Annotated in this window: 11 protein-coding genes; 5 read left to right on the top strand and 6 right to left on the bottom strand. The window is 57.2% G+C overall.

Translation table 11 applies throughout. From position 1 onward, the window contains the following. Position 1 precedes the first annotated feature (1 nt). On the top strand, positions 2–1,741 hold the full coding sequence (treZ, locus tag BQ7114_RS02060) for a malto-oligosyltrehalose trehalohydrolase (protein WP_072341305.1): 1,740 nt from the start codon (positions 2–4) through the stop codon (positions 1,739–1,741). A gap of 103 nt (positions 1,742–1,844) precedes the next feature. Here treZ and BQ7114_RS02055 read toward each other — a convergent pair whose 3' ends face one another. Beyond that, positions 1,845–3,068: a carboxylate--amine ligase gene (locus tag BQ7114_RS02055; protein ID WP_083431698.1), complete on the bottom strand. Its 1,224-nt coding sequence runs from the start codon at positions 3,066–3,068 to the stop codon at positions 1,845–1,847. A 187-nt stretch (positions 3,069–3,255) separates the two neighbouring features. Between BQ7114_RS02055 and BQ7114_RS02050 the strand changes: the two genes are divergently transcribed. Next, positions 3,256–3,849: a DUF3000 domain-containing protein gene (locus BQ7114_RS02050; protein WP_072341303.1), complete on the top strand. Its 594-nt coding sequence runs from the start codon at positions 3,256–3,258 to the stop codon at positions 3,847–3,849. A 22-nt stretch (positions 3,850–3,871) separates the two neighbouring features. Next, complete coding sequence (locus BQ7114_RS02045) at positions 3,872–5,074, top strand: ribonuclease D (protein WP_083431821.1); 1,203 nt, start codon at positions 3,872–3,874, stop codon at positions 5,072–5,074. Between the two features lie 89 nt (positions 5,075–5,163). On the opposite strand, the gene dxs is transcribed toward BQ7114_RS02045, so the two are convergent. Then, positions 5,164–7,068: a 1-deoxy-D-xylulose-5-phosphate synthase gene (gene dxs, locus BQ7114_RS02040; RefSeq protein WP_072341297.1), complete on the bottom strand. Its 1,905-nt coding sequence runs from the start codon at positions 7,066–7,068 to the stop codon at positions 5,164–5,166. A gap of 115 nt (positions 7,069–7,183) precedes the next feature. On the opposite strand from dxs, the gene BQ7114_RS02035 reads away from it, so the two are divergent. Together BQ7114_RS02035 and BQ7114_RS02030 are read left to right on the top strand one after the other, a co-directional pair. Beyond that, a complete protein-coding gene (locus BQ7114_RS02035; protein WP_072341294.1) occupies positions 7,184–9,154 on the top strand; it encodes an alpha/beta hydrolase family protein in 1,971 nt (656 codons plus the stop codon). Next, positions 9,144–10,982 carry a chloride channel protein gene (locus BQ7114_RS02030; RefSeq protein ID WP_072341291.1) on the top strand — a complete coding sequence of 613 codons (1,839 nt, stop codon included), beginning with the start codon at positions 9,144–9,146 and terminating at the stop codon, positions 10,980–10,982. The genes BQ7114_RS02035 and BQ7114_RS02030 overlap by 11 nt, the downstream gene beginning before the upstream one ends. Positions 10,983–11,132: 150 nt before the next feature. Here BQ7114_RS02030 and acnA read toward each other — a convergent pair whose 3' ends face one another. The 4 genes from acnA to BQ7114_RS02010 all read right to left on the bottom strand — a co-directional run bounded on the left by acnA (position 11,133) and on the right by BQ7114_RS02010 (position 18,350). Then, positions 11,133–13,934: an aconitate hydratase AcnA gene (gene acnA / locus BQ7114_RS02025; RefSeq protein WP_072344643.1), complete on the bottom strand. Its 2,802-nt coding sequence runs from the start codon at positions 13,932–13,934 to the stop codon at positions 11,133–11,135. A gap of 234 nt (positions 13,935–14,168) precedes the next feature. Continuing rightward, positions 14,169–15,137, bottom strand: a complete 969-nt coding sequence (locus BQ7114_RS02020; RefSeq protein WP_072341287.1) for a D-2-hydroxyacid dehydrogenase — start codon at positions 15,135–15,137, stop codon at positions 14,169–14,171. An 81-nt stretch (positions 15,138–15,218) separates the two neighbouring features. Then, complete coding sequence (locus tag BQ7114_RS02015) at positions 15,219–16,496, bottom strand: class I SAM-dependent RNA methyltransferase (protein WP_072341283.1); 1,278 nt, start codon at positions 16,494–16,496, stop codon at positions 15,219–15,221. Between the two features lie 9 nt (positions 16,497–16,505). Beyond that, positions 16,506–18,350: a hypothetical protein gene (locus BQ7114_RS02010; RefSeq protein WP_072341280.1), complete on the bottom strand. Its 1,845-nt coding sequence runs from the start codon at positions 18,348–18,350 to the stop codon at positions 16,506–16,508. Positions 18,351–18,393 lie beyond the last annotated feature (43 nt).

Genomic DNA, 18,393 nt, shown 5'->3' with positions numbered 1-18,393 from the left:
CGTGAGCATACCGAAGAATATTGAGGACACTCCTGGCCGCGGCCTTGTTCCGGTATGGTCCTCAACCGCTAAGTCAATAACGTTGGAGTACGAGTTCGAGGGCACCCACTCGCTGGAAATGGAAAACCACGCCGGGTGGTGGACCAGCCCCTCCCCACTTCCTCTTGGAGCCAAGTACCGTTACAGCGTGGACGGTGGCGCGCCCGTTGCCGATCCTCGCGCTCTACGCCGCCCGAGTGGCGTGCACGGACCTGCGCAAACGTGGGAGCCACCCAAACTCAAACCCTTTGATGCCGGCGATCTGCTTGGAAAAGTGTTCATGGAGATCCATATCGGCACGTTTACACCCGAGGGAACGCTCCAAGCAGCGGCGAAAAAACTACCTCACCTGGCCGACCTGGGTGTGCAGGTAGTTGAAGTTATGCCCGTTGCTCCCTTCCCCGGCACGTTTGGATGGGGCTACGACGGGGTGAGCTTGTACGCAGCGCATGAAGCGTATGGCGGCCCGGATGGTTTTGTCCACTTTGTCGAGGCAGCGCATGACCTTGGCATCGCAGTGTGTTTAGACCTGGTTTTGAACCACTTTGGGCCGGTTGGAAACTACATTGCTTCGCTCGACAATTACTATTCGAGTAAGCATGAGACACCGTGGGGCGCTGCGCTTGACCTTGACGGCGAGAACGCTACTCACACGCGCGCGTTCTTGAAGGGTGTAGCTTTGCACTGGCTACGAGACATGGGTGTGGACGCCCTGCGTCTGGACGCCGTGCACGCTCTGGATGACGATTCTGACTATCACTTCCTAGCTGAACTCTCCGATGACGTAGCCAAGTTGGAGCACCAAACTGGCCGCACGTTCACACTTATCGCCGAGTCTGACCTGAATGACCCGATCATGGTTACCCCCACCGACACGGGCGGCCGAGGCATGGACGCGCAGTGGGATGACGACGTGCACCACGCCCTCCACACCGCGTTCACGGGGGAAACGCACGGGTATTACGCCGACTTTGAAACTCGCGAGGCTCTCATAGCGGCATTCGAGGACGTCTTCTTTCACGCTGGTACGTACTCCTCGTTTCGAGGGAAAGTGTGGGGAGCCCCCGTCCCTAAAGACATGGACCGGCGCCGGTTTGTCATTTCCTCGCAAAACCACGACCAGGTGGGTAATCGAGCGATAGGTGACCGCCCATCAGAGGCGCTCTCAGATGCGCAACTAGGTTCGGTTGCTGCGCTGGTTCTGCTCTCCTCGTTCACACCGATGCTCTTCCAGGGTGAACAGTGGGCTTCACGAGCACCGTTCCTGTTCTTCTCAGATCAAGAGGGCGACGAGGGCATGGCTCGCGCTATGCGCGAGGGACGCCGCGCCGAGTTCGCATCGCACGGCTTCGACTCGATATACGGCCGCAAAATTACGGTCCCGGATCCCACTGCCCACTCCACGTTTGAAGCATCGAAACTGGACTGGGCAACACAACAGTCCGAGTCTGGTAAGCGGATGCTCGCATGGTACAAGAAGCTCATTCAGATTCGCAAGGAAGAAGCAACCGACGGTAAGCCCATGCGGGTGTGCTTTGAAGGCGATCTGTTGCGGATGAGTAGCGGGCGCCTCGAAGTGGTAGTAAACATGGGCACTAGCCCGGCTCATCCTGCTTTGAGCGAGGAACAACGCTTCATCTTGAGCTGGTCCGGTAACGCGGGCGATCTACAACCCGGGGAAGCCGCGATTTATAAGAGCTAGCTACTTGCTTGAGCTGCACTCGCTGGCTCGGAATAGCCCCAATGTAAAGATGCCCCGCGTACAACCTGCGCGGGGCATCTTTACAAGCAATAACGCCGCCTATTTAGAGCTCGTTTGGCGGGAACTTTTCAAACACCTGCACCAGGTGCAGATCCCTAGCAGCTAAGAATACCGCGCGCTTTAGCGAACGATCCTTCGGATTCTTCAGCGGGTTAAACAAGTGCTCACGCGCCAGCTTCTTCATGCGCCGGGAAAGCTCTGGGTCGTCACACCATTTGGTGGCAACGCGAACTGGGACGAGAGCGTACAGGGCCTCACGCGCGCCAACCTTCAACTCACTGTCTTTACCAAACACGAGGTCGTCAACCAAAACACCCATGGGGTTCACTCCCCCGGCAAAAACATAGCCCGAGTTGCGTCCAATACGCGGGTTTACCTCGAGGAAATAGGCAACCCCATCACGCGGATCGATCTTAATGTCAAAGTTTGCAAATCCCTCATAATCAACCTTTTCGAAGAAGGTCTTCACTTGATTGAACAGAGCCTCGTTTGGGCCAGTTACCATCGCTACGGGGTTGCCTACCAGGCTGGGACGATGGTCTTGCAAGCCAACGTGCGCGTGTACGAGCATCACCAGCTTGCCCTTAGTATTCACGTACGCGGTGATGGAGCGGATCTGACTGTCACCGCCAGGAATGTACTCTTCGATTACAAAATCGCCGGTGTACCCATAGCTCTCCAACTGGGACAAAAAACCATCCAGCTGGGCAGGCGTGTCGAAATAGTAGACCTTGTGTTTATCTGGCATATCCAGCAGGTCAAACTCAGCGGAAAGAGCAGGCTTGGCCACAACCGGGTAGTTCAGATTAACACCGCGCGCGGATGCTTTAACCGTTGCAAAACGTGCGGTAGATATGCCGGCTGCCTCGCAAATCTTCTTAAACGAAGCCTTATCAGACACGGCCGCAAGCGTCTGGCTTGAGGGCAGCGCAACCCTGTAGCCCTTGGGCAGACGGTCTCGTACCTCCACGAGGTTTGCGATCTGTGCATCAGAGTTCGTCATGAGGATCAAGGGACGCTGCGAGTACTTATTGGCAACCTGTTCCAAAACATCGAGCACACCACTGTTTGTAGTGGCATCCTCCACGGGCATCCAGTCGATGAAGTTTGAGTAGATTACGGCCTTAGAGGGTGCCGTGGAAATGCATACGACCCGGGTGTCATAGGCGTCGTTAAACTGGCGGGCAAGCGCGTAGGCTTCGATACCTCCGCCAAGAATCACCGGCAGACCCTCAAATCGGCCCATACCTGCATTGTTTGCGTCCACTGCGCGCTCCTTCAAACAGCTGGCTTTAACTCCATTAAGTCTAATGCAACATGTGCTTTGCCTGCGTTTGCGCACCAGCAGGCCGAGATTCACACCTCAAGCAACATTTTGCACCTGCCTGCCGCTCTTTTACCTACCTGGGCGCGCCGTAGCGGAAAAGCTCCGTAATGCTCGGTAGCCTGAATGTGTGTTAGCCGAAGTAAGCGCATCTGGGCGAGTGTCGCCTCCGCAAGAGTTCGTTGAGGCCCTGCTCAGCTTGCGTTCCGCCCCGCCCGAACCCGGCATCGAGTTACAAGAGGTACCGGCTCCTCGTAAAATCGCCCCGTATGCGGCTGCACTTAGAGCCTTTACAGAGGCTGAGGAAGACGAGCTTCCCGTAGCAACAGGCCGTTTTGTGGTGCTGTTTGACCCTGATGGGCAACCGGGTTGGAACTCCCGGTTTCGCATAATCATGCATGCGCGCTCACAGGTGGAGCCCGAGATGGGCAGCGATCCTTTGCTTGGTGAAGTTGTGTGGAGTTGGGCCCACGACGCCCTCGACGATGCTGGAGCGAACGCACACAACATGAACGGCACGGTTACGCGCGAATTATCTGACACTTTTGGCGGCCTGAAGCTATCCGGTTCCGAGGTCGAGATAGAAATGCGCGCCTCCTGGTCGCCGGCAACAAACGACCTTGGCCCGCACATGGCGGCCTGGTTAAAACTGATTGCCCGCACGGCCGGAACTTACATAGATGACGATCACGCTTTTGCGATAGAACCGATACCGCATGCCTGACCATCCACAACCTACTGAGAACATGACCGATTCCGAACCCACCCTGATAGTGCATCCGCGCGAAGGCACGCCCGATCCAACCGATACGCCGGAAGACCTTGACCGCGCGATGAAGAAACTCGCAGGCTCCATTATGCCCGTGGCCATTGATGTGGAAAGAGCCTCCGGTTTCCGCTACTCAGACCGCGCCTACTTGATCCAGATTCGACGTGAGGATGTGGGCACCTTCCTCATCGATGCAGATGCGCTCCCCCACTTGCATTCTTTGAACGAAGCACTGCAAAACGCCGTGTGGATCTTGCACGCGGCAGACCAGGATCTGCCAAGCCTACGCGGCGCCAACCTACACGCTCCCGAGCTTTTTGATACCGAGGTGGCAGCGCAGCTACTGGGATTTGAGCGCATTGGGCTCGCCGCCGTGTTGGAGCGAACCCTGGGCGTGACACTGGATAAGGAGCATCAAGCGTCTGACTGGTCTAACCGCCCACTGCCCCGAAGCTGGCTGCGTTACGCCGCGCTGGATGTGGAATTTTTAACCCAGCTATACAGGGCGCTCAGCCACGAACTGTATGAGGCCGGTCGCTGGGATTGGGCAGCGCAGGAATTCGCGCACATTTTGAGTAGAGAGCCTAAACCGGCGGACCCGAACAAGTGGCGTTCGATTCCCGGCGCGGGCAAGATCCGTACGCGCCGCCAGTTGGCAATTTTGGAACAGCTTTGGAGAGCACGCGAAGCCATTGCGAGGGAGCAGGATATTGGTCCAACTCGCTTGATCAGCAACCGCACGCTCGTATCCCTAGCATTCAAACCTCCGCGCAATAAGCGGGCGCTACTCAGCATTCAAGAAATGCGCCGCCCGCGCACCCGCAGCCACACCGATGAGTGGATCCGCGCAATCAGACACGCAAAATGCATGTCGGAAACCGATTTACCACCATTACGTAAGCCCGTTGCGCCGGGAACGCTACCGAAAGTGTCTGGATGGCGATCTGCACACCCCGATGAGTTTGCGCGCCTTAAAACGATCCGTCGTGCCATTGAGCCGCTAGCTAAAGAAATAGGTATAGATCCAGCTGTTTTGTTAGAGCCTCGGGTACAAAAGCGTTTAGCCTGGGACGGCCCGGTCCTTCGCCCGGACGAAATGCGAGAGTACCTACGCCGCCGCGGCGCGCGCGAGTGGCAGATTGAACGCGTTGCAGGCGCGCTGGTGAAAGCTACCAACTAGGTCCTGTACTACGGGCTCGTATACAAGGTGTCCAAGAAGACGGCGAATGCGGTTAAGCCGAGGTAGCAACTAGTCGGTATCTGCTCCCGCTATGAAAGCTTGTTCAGCTCCTGCAGGATCTCGCTTGCCGAATGCTTAGGATCCAGGTGAATATCCTCGATTATCTGATCTCGTTTGGCATGGTCCAGGAACTGTTTTGGTACGCCACGGGTCATAACCGGCGTGTACCTGCCCGCTTGTGCAACCGCCTCGCGCACCGCGGAGCCAAACCCGCCCTCCTGAAGGCCATCCTCGAACGTAACAACCAGTTTCGCATCCGCGATCTGTTCCACCAGGTCAGTACTGACAGGTAGTAGCCAGCGCGGGTCGATCACGGTTGCGGCTACGCCCGCGTGATCAAGCATTCGCGCAACTTCCAAGCCGTTCTTCACGAGTGCGCCCGTCGCGAGGATCGCAACATGAGGTTGATCAGCTTCGCGCAGCACATCACCCCACGGATGGCGTGAAATAGCTGGAATCGGGTCCGGTAGGGCACCCTTTGCGTAACGAATCACCGTGGGCGCATCATCTACCTCAATGGCTTCACGAAGAGCGAGACGCAGAGTCTCCTCATCACGCGGCGCATTCAAACGCAGACCCGGAACCATGGACAGCATTGCGATGTCCCACATGCCGTTGTGAGAAGCACCGTCATCGCCCGTGATTCCTGCACGATCAAGCACAAAAGTGACGCCTGCCTTGTGCAAAGCGACGTCCATAAGCACCTGGTCAAACGCACGGTTCAAGAACGTGGCATACACCGCGAATACCGGGTGTGCGCCCGCAAAAGCCATACCGGCAGCGGAAGTAACCGCGTGCTGTTCCGCAATGCCCACGTCAATCACGCGATCGGGGAACTCCTCATGCATTGGGAGCAGACCAACCGGGGCCATCATCGCCGCCGTAATCGCTACTACTCTCGGGTTTTCCCGCGCGATCTTCACGATCTCATCTGCAAACACAGCCGTCCAACCAAATCGCGAGGGAGCTACCGGCAACCCTGTCTCAGGGTGAATCTTCCCCACCGCATGGAAGCGGTCAGCAACGTCCTCCTCTGCGGGAACATAGCCGCGCCCCTTATTGGTGATTACGTGCACCAAAATGGGTTGTTTTGCCGCTTTCGCGCGAGTGAGGGCAAACTCGAGCGCCACCTCGTCGTGTCCATCGAATGGGCCGATGTACTTAATGCCGAGGTCCGCGAACATTATGCCCGCGCTAATCGCATCACGCATGCCCTCCTTCATGCCGTGAAGAGCGTCGAACGCCACCTCTCCGGGGCGTCCGTGAGACAGGAGCTTCTTCTTACCCCACGCCAAAGCCTTCTCATACCCCTCGGATACGCGCAGCGCATCCAGGTGGTGCGCGAGGCCTCCAATGGTGGGCGCGTAGGAACGCCCGTTGTCGTTCACAATGATTACGAGGTTGCCGTCCGCATGGTCGCCGATATTGTTAATCGCTTCCCATGCCAGGCCGCCCGTCAAAGCGCCATCACCAATAACTGCAACCACGTGGTCTTCACGGCCGGTGCGCTGATATTCGCGTAGCACACCTTCCGCCCACGACAGCGCGGTTGAAGCGTGCGAGTTTTCTACCACGTCATGAGGCGACTCCGCCCTCGACGGATATCCAGATAGCCCCCCTTCTTGGCGCAACTTTGAAAAATCCGTGCGCCCCGTCAAGAGCTTATGAACATACGCCTGGTGGCCCGTGTCAAAAATAATCGTGTCGCGCGGTGAATCAAACACGCGGTGAATCGCCAGCGTCAGCTCGACCACACCTAAGTTTGGGCCCAGGTGGCCACCCGTACGAGAAACGGACTGCACCAAATACTCGCGAATTTCGCCAGCCAGCACTTCTAAATCAGCAGAAGTGAGGTCCCTCAAATCCGCAGGCTGCTTAATGGAAGCCAAAAGTCTTCCGGGTTTAGGGGCTGGCTTTTCACTCATGAGCACCATCTTAATGGGCAAAGCTCATTAACGATAACTAAAGGCGAAATCAGCTTGCCCGCCCACACAAAAATTAAACGCGCTAAATTAGTAGTCAGGCCCAGAGTGAAGATTGGAACTGAAAATGACGCAAAAACGCCCCTACGGCACTTGGGATTCCCCAATCGGTGTTGACGACCTAACCGCACGAACGGTCACTCTTTCCCAACTTCGCGTGGATCGTGACGCAACCATGTGGGTTGAAGGCAGGGCTAACCAGGGTGGTCGTAACGTTCTGCTTCGCAAGGGCCGCGTAGGCATTACCGAAGAGGTCTTGCCTATGATTGAGGGCACTATCTTGCCGGACGTTCGCACTCGCGTGCACGAGTACGGCGGCCGCGCCTACGCCGTTCACGAGGGCGTCATCGTGTTCTCGCACGCCGGTGACGACCGCGTGTACAAGTTCGATCTCAACGATCAAACCCCCGGCATTGTTCCTCTGACAGAGCTATCTAAGCGCCGCTACGGCGACTTCCACATCGCTGACGTGCGCGACGTGGTTTACGCGGTCTGTGAAGACCACACCGGCGAGGGCGAACCAAAGAACTACCTGGTTTCAATCCCGCTGGACGGGTCGGGAGCGCGCGAACCAGAGCGTGTGAAGACGCTTTACGACAAGACAGATTTCGTTGCCGCCCCCACGCTCTCACCCGATGGCACCAAACTTGCATGGCTTACCTGGAATCACCCGCACATGCCGTGGACCAGCGCTAAACTCCACGTCGCATCGATTTCTTTCGAAGGCGACATTGACCAGATGGTTACGGTTGTCGGGCAGAAGGACGTAGCCGTTTATGAACCAAGGTGGACCGCCGCTGGCGACCTCGTCCACGTCGATGATTCAAGCGGCTGGGCAAACCTGTACCGCACCGAGGGGTTTGAGTGGCACGAGGGCGAGGACTTGAACGCGTGGGCCACGCGCCTGCGCACTCGTCGCCTACATCCCTCTCAAAAAGCCTTCTCACATCCGCACTGGCAACTGGGCCTGCACTCGTTTGACAACCTAGATGAAGATCATCTGATTTGTTCGTGGGCTGAAGGCCCGTACTGGCACCTGGGAACCGTGCGCCTAGATAATGGGCAACTGGAGACCTGGCATACAGATTGGCGTCCCGTTGGCAACGTCGCGGCCTACAACGGCCGGGTTGTCATGCTTGCAGACTCCGACACGCGCACGCCCGCAATCGTTCAGATCAAGAACGGTGAGGTCACCGAGTTGCGCTCCTCTACCTGGACGGATCTGCCCGAACGCGTTATTTCTAAGCCCGAGCCCATCGAGTGGCCCACCGACGACGGCGAAATCTCCCACGGATACTACTACCCGCCCGCCTCGCCTACTTTCACGGCGCCCGAGGGCGAACTGCCCCCGCTTATCGTCATGATTCACGGCGGTCCCACATCGGCATCCCGCCCGGGCCTCACCTTGTCACAACAGTTCTGGACTTCACGCGGCTTTGCGATTTTGGATGTCAATCATCGCGGTTCCACAGGTTGGGGCAGGCCCTATCGTGAGCGCCTGAACGGCAACTGGGGCGAGATGGTTGTAAGCGATGCCGAAACCGGCGTGCAGTACCTAGTTGATAAAGGCCTGGCTGACCCGAAGCGCGTTGCGATTCGCGGCGGCTCCGCAGGCGGTTTCGCCACCCTGCTAGCCCTCGCAACGTCCAAAACATTCACCGCAGGCACATCGCTGTACGGTATCGCGGACCTCGCCGCACTAGTCAAGGAGACGCACAAGTTTGAGTCGCGCTACATTGGTCGTCTCGTGGGTTCAAGCGATCTTTCCGACCCGGTTTGGGCCGAGAAGTCTCCGATCAACCATATTGAAAACGTTGAAGCGCCCCTCCTCTTGCTGCAAGGTAGTGAAGACCGCGTGGTTCCACCTTCTCAGGCAAACATGATGAAGGATGCCCTCGAGAAGCTGGGCCGCACTGTCGAACTAAAAATTTATGAGGGAGAGGGCCACGGATTTGTCCGTTCCGACACGATCCAAGATGCTCTACTAACTGAACTGGACTTCTACAAGCACGCTTGGGGAATCGCCAGTGCCAAGTGAGGCGGGCGGCTTACCTCACCCGCGTGAGCTTACTGGAAGGTTCCGCCATCTCCTCGTATATAGGCGCACCGGTCAAGCTACGGTTGCGGTGACGGCCGGTGCCCTTACCGGTCTGATGGTCGTGTTCATGCACTACCTGATCATCGGGTGGGAATACCTCATGACCGGCTATACGGACTACGCTCCAACGGGTGGCGTTACGCATGGCTGGCTTGGGATCGGCTCGTGGTTTGTGATTTTCACGCCCGTAATCTCCGCGCTGATCTACGGTCCGCTGATGCAAAAGTGGGCGCCTACTACGCGCGGCCTGGGCATTCCAGAAGTAATGCTGGCAGTTCGCCGAAATGGCGGCGACATGCCACGCAACGTTTGGTTTATCAAGGTCATTGCTGCCGCACTAACCATTGGGGGCGGCGGCTCGGTGGGTAAGGTGGGCCCTGTTGTGCAGACGGGCGCTGCGATCTCCTCAATGATCGCACGCCGCCTGCGTATGCCGGTAAAACGCGTGATGGTACTCGTCGCTTGCGGCGCTGCCGCAGGAGTGTCCGCCACCTTCAACGCGCCCCTGGCTGCGGCCGTGTTCGCGATGGAAGTAATCCTCGTACAGTTTTCCGCAGAGATCTTTGGCCTAGCCGTGCTCTCATCCGTTTCCTCCGCGTTAGTTTCGCGAGCAATCCTCGGCGACAAATTCATCATCAGCCTTCCGGGCACCTATGACCTGGAGTCACAACTGGACCTGTGGGCGGTTCCCCTAGTGGGACTACTGTGCGGACTCACCGGTCTACTACTGTCAAAAACCCTCTATTTGCTGGCCGATCTTCTAGACCGAATCGACCGCGGCCCAGAATGGCGCCGGCCCGTGATTGGCTCCATCCTCCTTGGATTAGGTCTGTGGATGTTCCCCGAACTTTTCGGCACTTCGACAGCCATCCAAACAGAAGCTCTCTTGGGCGCCTACACCGCTTCAGCTCTGTTGCTGCACGCGGGCTTGAAAATACTGTTCTCCACCTACACCGTTGCAATCGGAGGCGCAGGCGGCCTGTTTGCCCCCTCGATGTACATTGGCGCGATTGTGGGGACCGCCACCGGCCTGTACCTGGAGCCACTAACCTCCACCAGTCCCGCCGTCTTTGGCGTTATCGGTATGGGAGCGTGCTTTGCCGGAGCTATTCGTGCACCTATGGCCGCCGTCCTGTTAATCATCGAGATGACCGGTCAGTACGGCCTCGTTCTTCCCCTCATGCTTGCCATTGTCATTGCTACCGGAACTTCGCGATTCCTTAGCCGCAAAACAATCTACACCGAAAAGCTTATTCGCCGCGGCGACATCCTCGATGATCCCGTCGATGCCACCTTGATGGGCAATAACGCTGCGAAGACCCTAATGGGCCCCGTTCCGGGCCTGATCGCTACAACCAATACAATCCCGGAAGCCTCCCAAATCATGCGCTCATCAGAATCTTCACTCCTGCCCGTCGTAGATGAGGAGGGGAAGTTTGCGGGCACCGTATCTTCAATGGAGCTTGCTAGCGCGCGCCTGTCTGACGATACTCCCCCAACTGTGGCTGACCTACATCTGTCCACCGCTTCAGTTCCAGCAAACGCCATGCCCTCGGTGTTCATGCAACGAATGCTTGCCACGCACGTGGCCGGCATGCCGGTGGTTGAAAGCGGCGAGGTTGTTGGCTGGATTTCTTCTGAGGAACTGGTTCGCCGCATGTATCGCGAGCAGCGCCGCGCCTTGGACCGACGCGAAGCCGAGTCTTCCTGGGGGTCGCGTTGGCAGGAACGACGCGCCAATCGTGACATCGACGAGGCTACTTCTTAAGTCTCGCGGGTAATCCTCACATCACTTCGATGCCCTGATTCTCACGAGGGTTTACCGTGCGCTTGGCTAGAACCAGATTCTTTGGCACCTCGCTCCATACACGCTAAGTGGGCGAGGCCAGTTCTTCGGCCCCGCCCACTTAGCGTGTATTTACTTGACGAGTTCGCGAAGAACATACTGCAAGATGCCACCGTTGCGGTAGTAGTCCGCTTCACCCGGTGTATCGATGCGTACAACCGCGTCGAACTCAATCGTGTCACCGTTTTCCTTGGTAGCGCGTACCTTAACAGTCTTCGGTGTTATGCCTTCATTCAGCGCCTCAATGCCTTCAATATCGAAGACTTCAGTACCGTCGAGGCCGAGCGAGTCAGCGGTTTCACCGGCCGGGAACTGCAGCGGCATGACTCCCATACCGATCAGGTTAGAGCGGTGAATACGCTCGAAGGATTCGGTAATAACCGCCTTCACGCCCAGCAGGCTGGTGCCCTTAGCAGCCCAGTCACGAGACGATCCGGAGCCGTATTCCTTACCACCGAGTACCACCAGCGGGACGCCAGCTTCGCGGTAATTCTGCGCAGCCTCGTACACGGTTGACTGCGGCCCACCGGGAGCCGTGAAGTCGCGGGTGTAACCACCCTCAATACCGTCCAGTAGCTGGTTCTTGATGCGAATGTTCGCAAAAGTACCGCGAATCATGACTTCGTGGTTGCCGCGGCGAGAACCGTAGGAGTTGAAGTCGCGGCGCTCCACACCGTTGTCAACTAGGTACTTACCGGCGGGCGTGTCTGCGCGGAATGAGCCTGCTGGCGAAATGTGGTCGGTGGTTACCGAGTCACCGAGCTTCAAAAGTACGCGCGCGCCCTTCACGTCCTTGACCGGATCCGGTTCCATCGTCATGCCCTCGAAGAACGGGGCCTTGCGAATGTAGGTGGAGTCTTCCGCCCAGTCGAACGTTGCGCCGTCCGGCGTTTCAAGGGCTCGCCACTTCTCGTTACCTTTGAACACGTCAGCGTAGTCATGCAGGAACATTTCGCGGTCAATCGTCACGTCTATCGTTTCCTGTACCAGCTTCGGATCGGGCCAGATGTCGCGAAGGAACACGTCGTTGCCGTCCTGGTCTTGACCAAGCGGCTCCGTTTCAAAGTCGAAATCCATGGTTCCGGCCAGCGCGTAAGCGATTACGAGCGGCGGCGAAGCCAGGTAGTTCATCTTGACGTCAGGGTTAATGCGACCTTCAAAGTTGCGGTTACCGGAGAGTACCGAAACCACCGTTAGATCCTCTTCGTTTACCACTGCCGAGACCTCGTCTGGCAGTGGTCCGGAGTTACCGATACACGTGGTGCAACCGTAACCAACCAGGTTGAAGCCTAGCTCGTTCAAGTACGGCCACATTCCGGCCTTCTCGTAGTAGTTGGTAACAACCTGCGAGCCAGGCGCCATTGAAGTCTTAACCCACGGCTTGCTCTTTAGACCTTTTTCTACCGCGTTCTTGGCGAGCAACGCGGCTGCCATCATGACCGACGGGTTTGACGTGTTGGTGCAGGACGTAATCGAGGCGATTACAACATCACCGTGGTCAAGTACCGTCTCGGTGCCGTCAGCAAGCGTGATGCCCACCCGGTGATGAGGACGCTCATCAGCAAGCTTTGGCTCGCTCGGCGCAGCGGCGTCTTCTTGGCTGCCGAGCTTAACCGGGTCAGAAGCTCCCATCGAATCTGCAAGAGACTTGTCGAGGCCGGTTGGCTCCAGGCCCTTGCCTGAAATGTAGTCCGGGAGCGTGCCCGCGAAGGATTCCTTGGCTTCAGATAGTTCAATCCGGTCCTGCGGGCGCTTCGGGCCGGCAATGGATGGAACAACCGTGGAAAGATCAAGCTCGAGGTATTCGGAGTACTTCGCTTCGCGCGACGGATCATGCCATAGGCCCTGTTCCTTCGCGTATACCTCAACGAGGCGGATAAGAGACTCATCGCGGCCGGTGAGGCGCAGGTAGTCGAGGGTGACGTCGTCGATCGGGAAGATCGCGGCAGTGGAGCCAAACTCTGGCGACATGTTGCCGATCGTTGCACGGTTGGCCAGTGGCACTGCTGCAACGCCTTCGCCGTAAAACTCAACAAACTTGCCTACAACTCCGTGTTCGCGCAACATTTGCGTGATGGTGAGGACAACGTCAGTTGCTGTTGCGCCGGAGGGGATCTCGCCGGACAGCTTGAAGCCCACAACCTTCGGGATCAGCATCGAAACAGGCTGGCCGAGCATTGCGGCCTCAGCTTCAATACCGCCAACGCCCCAGCCGAGGACGCCCAGGCCGTTCACCATCGTGGTGTGCGAGTCGGTTCCCACGCAGGTGTCCGGGTAGGCAACGATCTTACCGTCTTCTTCCTTGGTGAACACGGTACGCGCTAGGTATTCGATGTTCACCTGGTGGACGATGCCCGTGCCCGGCGGGACAACGCGGAAGTTCTCAAACGCGTCCTGGCCCCAACGCAAGAACTGGTAGCGCTCGCCGTTACGCTGGTATTCCAGCTCGACGTTTCGGGCAAATGCACTTTGTGTACCGAACGAATCGATCTGTACCGAGTGGTCAATCACGAGTTCAGCCGGATTTAGTGGATTGATCTTGTTTGGATCGCCGCCCAGGTCAGCCACGGCCTCACGCATGGTTGCAAGGTCTACCACGCAGGGCACACCCGTGAAGTCTTGAAGCACTACGCGTGCGGGGGTGAACTGGATCTCCGTGTCTGGATCGGCCGAAGGATCCCAGTTAACCAGGGCCTCAATGTGTTCTTTGGTGGTGTTCGCACCATCTTCGGTACGAAGAAGGTTTTCTGCCAAAACCTTCAGAGCGTACGGTAGCTTCGATGCTCCCGGCACAGCGTCGAGCCGGTAAATTTCGTAAGCCTTACCATCTACATCAAGATCCGCGCGGGACTTGAAACTGTCTAGGCTGGTCACGTCATCTCCTCGTGAAATATGAGACTTGCTCTCCAACATCATTATCTCGATGTCAAGATACTTAATGCTAACACTTTCACTCAACATTTTCGTTGGTTGGCGCGCTTTTCGCTGTGTTTCAAGTAACAGGCCCGAGATTATGCGGTTTTCAAGCAGAAAAAACCGTCCTTCGCCGCATACTTTTCGCTACGAGAGCTTTAGTTAAATAGCGCGGTAAGGACGGTTCACTACCAACTAGTATTTGAGGTCGTAGTCGATCTGGTTGATGAGCTGCTCGCCGCGCCGATAACGGCGAAGGTTTTGCGCAAAAATCGCGAAGGCACGCTCGAAATAGTGCTGGCTCGGACCGGAGTTATGAGGGGTCATCAATAGGTTATCCAGGTCCCACAGCGGCGAATCTTTCGGAACCGGCTCCGTGGCGAACACATCTAGGTAGGCACCCTTTAGCGTTTGCGCCCGCAGCGCGGCAACGAGGTCTTCTTCAACGGTGAGGTCACCGCGCCCAACATTTATGAAAACAGCCTCGTCGTTCATTAGCGCAATTTTGGAAGCATCGAAGAGTCCTCGGGTGGCGTCTGTGGAAGGAAGTACGCATACAACGTAGTGTGCCTGAGGCAGGAGGGATTCCAGCGAATCCATCGTAAACATGTCGTCGAAGTACTGAGGGAGCTCATCGGTAAGGCGATTTCGGATACCGGTAACGTGCATGTCGAAGGCTTTTGCCTTGCGAGCAATTTCGCGCCCGATCGCCCCAGCTCCGACGATCAAGAGTTTCTGATCGGCTAGTTCACTAACCGCAATGGTCTGATCCCAGACCTTATTCGCTTGGTTTTGGAACGCGGTTATCAGGTTGCGTGAGAACATGATCATTGCGCCGAAAACCTGTTCTGCGATGGGCTTTGCCTGCACGCCAGAGGTGTTGGTCAAAACCACGCCCATCTTAGAAAGTTCGCGCAGCGGATAGCGATCTATACCCGCAGAATAAGAAAACACCCAACGCAGGTTCTGGAACTGATCTAGCTTTGCCGCGTTCAAGGGCGCGTTATTCAAGATGATTTCGATGTTCTCCTTATCGGGAAGCATCGAATCAAAATCGGAGTAAACCTTCCATTCTTCCGCATTCCCAAACTCCTGGCGCATAGCCTGGTCAATTTGGTCAGTATCGATCTTCACAAAGCCGCCGCTATCAGTTATTGCAATCATCGCGGTTCCTCCTACTGGTAGAAGCTTTATTCCACACTACAGCCATGCCAATACACGCGGCTCGGCTAGTTTGGCACGAGGTTACTTTCGAGTCAGAACGGAAACTATCTCCACGTGGTGGGTTTGCGGGAACAGGTCGAGGGCAGTGAACGCCTCTAGCTCATATCCGGCATCAAAAAGGCCTGCGAGGTCACGCGCACCCGCGGCCGGATCGCAGGACACCAGCACTACCCGGCTGGCTCCCACCGCCGCGAGCGCACCTATGACATCTTTACCGGCACCACTGCGAGGAGGATCCAAAACGATAGTTCGCGGCCTCTCCCCCAGGTCAGACCATGCGCGCATGATGGACTTTGAGTTCACCCGTCCGGCACGCAGATCACGATCAACCTCAACTCCGCGCAGGTTCTCCCTAGCGTGACCAACTGCCTCTTTTGATCCCTCAATCGACACGATAGCGCCGCGCGGGCCGAGCTCGCGGCCCAAGAACTTTGTGAACAGTCCCGCCCCGGCGTAGAGCTCAATCACGGCGTCGCCCTCTTCCACGCGCGCACCGTCAAGCACGAGCTCCACCAGGTCAGCAGGAGCGCTAACGTGAGCCTGCCAAAAGCCCGAGGCAGCCACCGAGAACTTCTCAACCGTTCCGCGAGCGCGCACCTGCCAATCGGCCCGGTCACCTACGCGCCGGTTTGCGCCGTTGAATACCTGGTTGCCGATTACAACCCGACGTCCGCCGTCATTGGGGGCAACTATGCGAACTTTCTTGCCGGGACGCAGGTACTGCTTCCAGGGAGTATCGCCTAACATGCCAAGTTCGAGGATCGGTTCCACAGCGAGGGGCATGGTTTCAATTTCGACCAGCTCGTTTGAGTTTTCTTTCTTCATCGCGAGGCGCCCGGCCGGTGATACCTCAAAATCAACTCGAGTGCGCCAGTTTAAGCCGCGGGGTTCACTTGCCGGGTGAACCTGCAGGGCGCTTTCTCCCACGGCGCCTACGACTCGTTCGAGGGTGTTTGCGCCCCCGACTCGCGCCAACTGGTCTTTGATGACTTCTGTCTTCCATTCGCGCTGGTATTCGAGGGCAACGTGTCCGAGGTCGGCGCCTCCTACCCCATTGACTGCGGCCTCGGGCCAAATATGCGCCACGCGGTGTTCGGATGGCTCCAAAATGTTAATGGCACTTCCGTAGGAGACTTTGGAGCGACGACTATCTACGCGCACATCTACGAGCTCTCCCGGGATTGCTCCGGAGATGAACAGGGGCCGGCCATCCACGAGGGAGAAGCATGTTCCCCCGTGAGCAGGACGCAACGCCCTGACCTGTTTGACGATGTCCGGGCTTTCGCCGTTGGTGTGCATTATCTTTCCTTAATCTGCCCAGGGTACGAGTGTTACCAGCACGCCGGGCTCGTCTAGGAGTGTCTTTTCGAGGTGTTTCATTTCCGTGTTGTGCAAGCGCCCAAGCAAGGCGGTTTTGAACACTACATGAGGCAGCACCACGTTTACGAGTCGGTTCGGGTGTGCCGCACGGGTCCGACGCACGTGTTCGATGATCGCTTCGGTTGGCCGGGAAGGACCGGCATCGAGGACGGTGAGGCTTGCTCCAAGGTCTTCTTCGCGCCATTTCTTGAGCGCTTCTTCACTATCACTGCCGCCGGTATCTACGTGGATCAGTTCAATCGAGTATGGCCTGGTCGATTTGATCCACTTGGTTGCACGCGTGAGAGCTGGCCCCATACTTTGTGCGATGATCATGTAGTGCACGCGCCCAGGCGTTATCGGATCTTCAGTGGTGGTTTCACCGGCGCCAACTCCGTAGTTTAGGTAGTGGCGGCGTACGGTGTACAGCACGAAGTAGAGCAGCAGAATGAGCCCGGCCACTACCCAAGCGCCCTCGAAGATGCCGGAGGCTACGACTAGCACGAGCACCGCCACACTGATTACGAGGCCGCCTAGTGCCATCAGACGCGCACGTCTCATTTTGTTCCTCTCTGGGAAGTGCCCCTCATTTTTCAGTTTCGCGTTCCAGAATTTCACGGTTGACCATCGGGTGAGGGTGAGCGATAAGAAGCCTGACACCGCAAGCATCGGAACGAGAATGCGGAACTGGGCCGATCCCACCAGTATTAGGCCGATCGCTCCAAGGGTGAAGACGAAGGGGGTAAAGGCCATTCGCGTTGGATCGTTCATGAGGTGGACGGGAAGCAGGTGGAAGTTCGCGAGTTCGCCGCTGAGCTTGTCCGCGCTGTGCAACACTGTCCTAGCTGATGCTATCGCTGCAATAATCAACACGATCGTGGTAACCAGCAAGAACCATTCTTCCACGCCTACCGTACGCAGGGCCGCGTAAAAAGTATTACGCCGCCCAATGAACCGTGCAGAATCGACGTCACGGATGTTTAACATGGCGAGCATGGCCGTCATTGAGGCTGCAAGACTCATCGAAATTTTTGCAATACCCGCGTGCTTAACATGCGGGTAAGAAAAGTAAGAGAGGTCTGCGGTTAGGTGTCTAAGGAGCAGCGCGGGGGCGAGGACAACGCCAAGACCAAGGCCGAGGGCGGGCACGATTCCGCGCGCAAACGGCGAACGGTTTCCAACCTCGGTTGTGACTATCGCAAGATCTGCCGAGGAGGTTTGTGAAAAGTACGGCGATGACCCGATCATGCCGGCCGTCAAGAACAGCAACAGGAGGAAACTAAGCGCAACTATGGTTGCACCGCCCGTGGTTGAGCGCGGCGCCACTTGGAACGTCTGTAGCATCGCTATGGCGACAACGGCACATATTGCAATCGGCGTGCGCGCGGGCATAAGCACGGGCCACATGGATCCGAGCAAGAAACTAATCGAGGCTCCTGCGATGGCGAATGTCACGATGTACTCGGAAAGCTGCGCCGCCGCCGTGAGAGTGGACATTCGGGTGCCAAGCGAATCATCAACACCTGCGAAGTCCCCTACGTATCGGCGCCTTGCCAGTAGAACCGGAATGTCAGAAATCGTGATCAGTGCGATAAGCGGAACCGCAAACACTGTGAGCCAGGCCGCGAGCGAGGCATCGAGGTAGCCCAGTGGTGACAGGACGTGCAGTAGCGCATCCGGCTGCCAAATGGGGATCAAAACCAGTAGCGAAGCCGAAGCGAAGAACGCGGATACTCGCGCCAGCGGATATGCTCCGCCCTTCGCTCGCCTAATACCCGCGCTCGTTGATGTCATATCCCCAACTCTACAGGCACACGAAGCGAGCGCGTTCTTGATA

Source organism: Actinomyces urinae, from assembly GCF_900119695.1.
Lineage (GTDB): Bacteria > Actinomycetota > Actinomycetes > Actinomycetales > Actinomycetaceae > Gleimia > Gleimia urinae.
The sequence above is the reverse complement of the archived record's forward strand: the minus strand, read 5'-3'. Positions and strand labels throughout refer to the sequence as shown.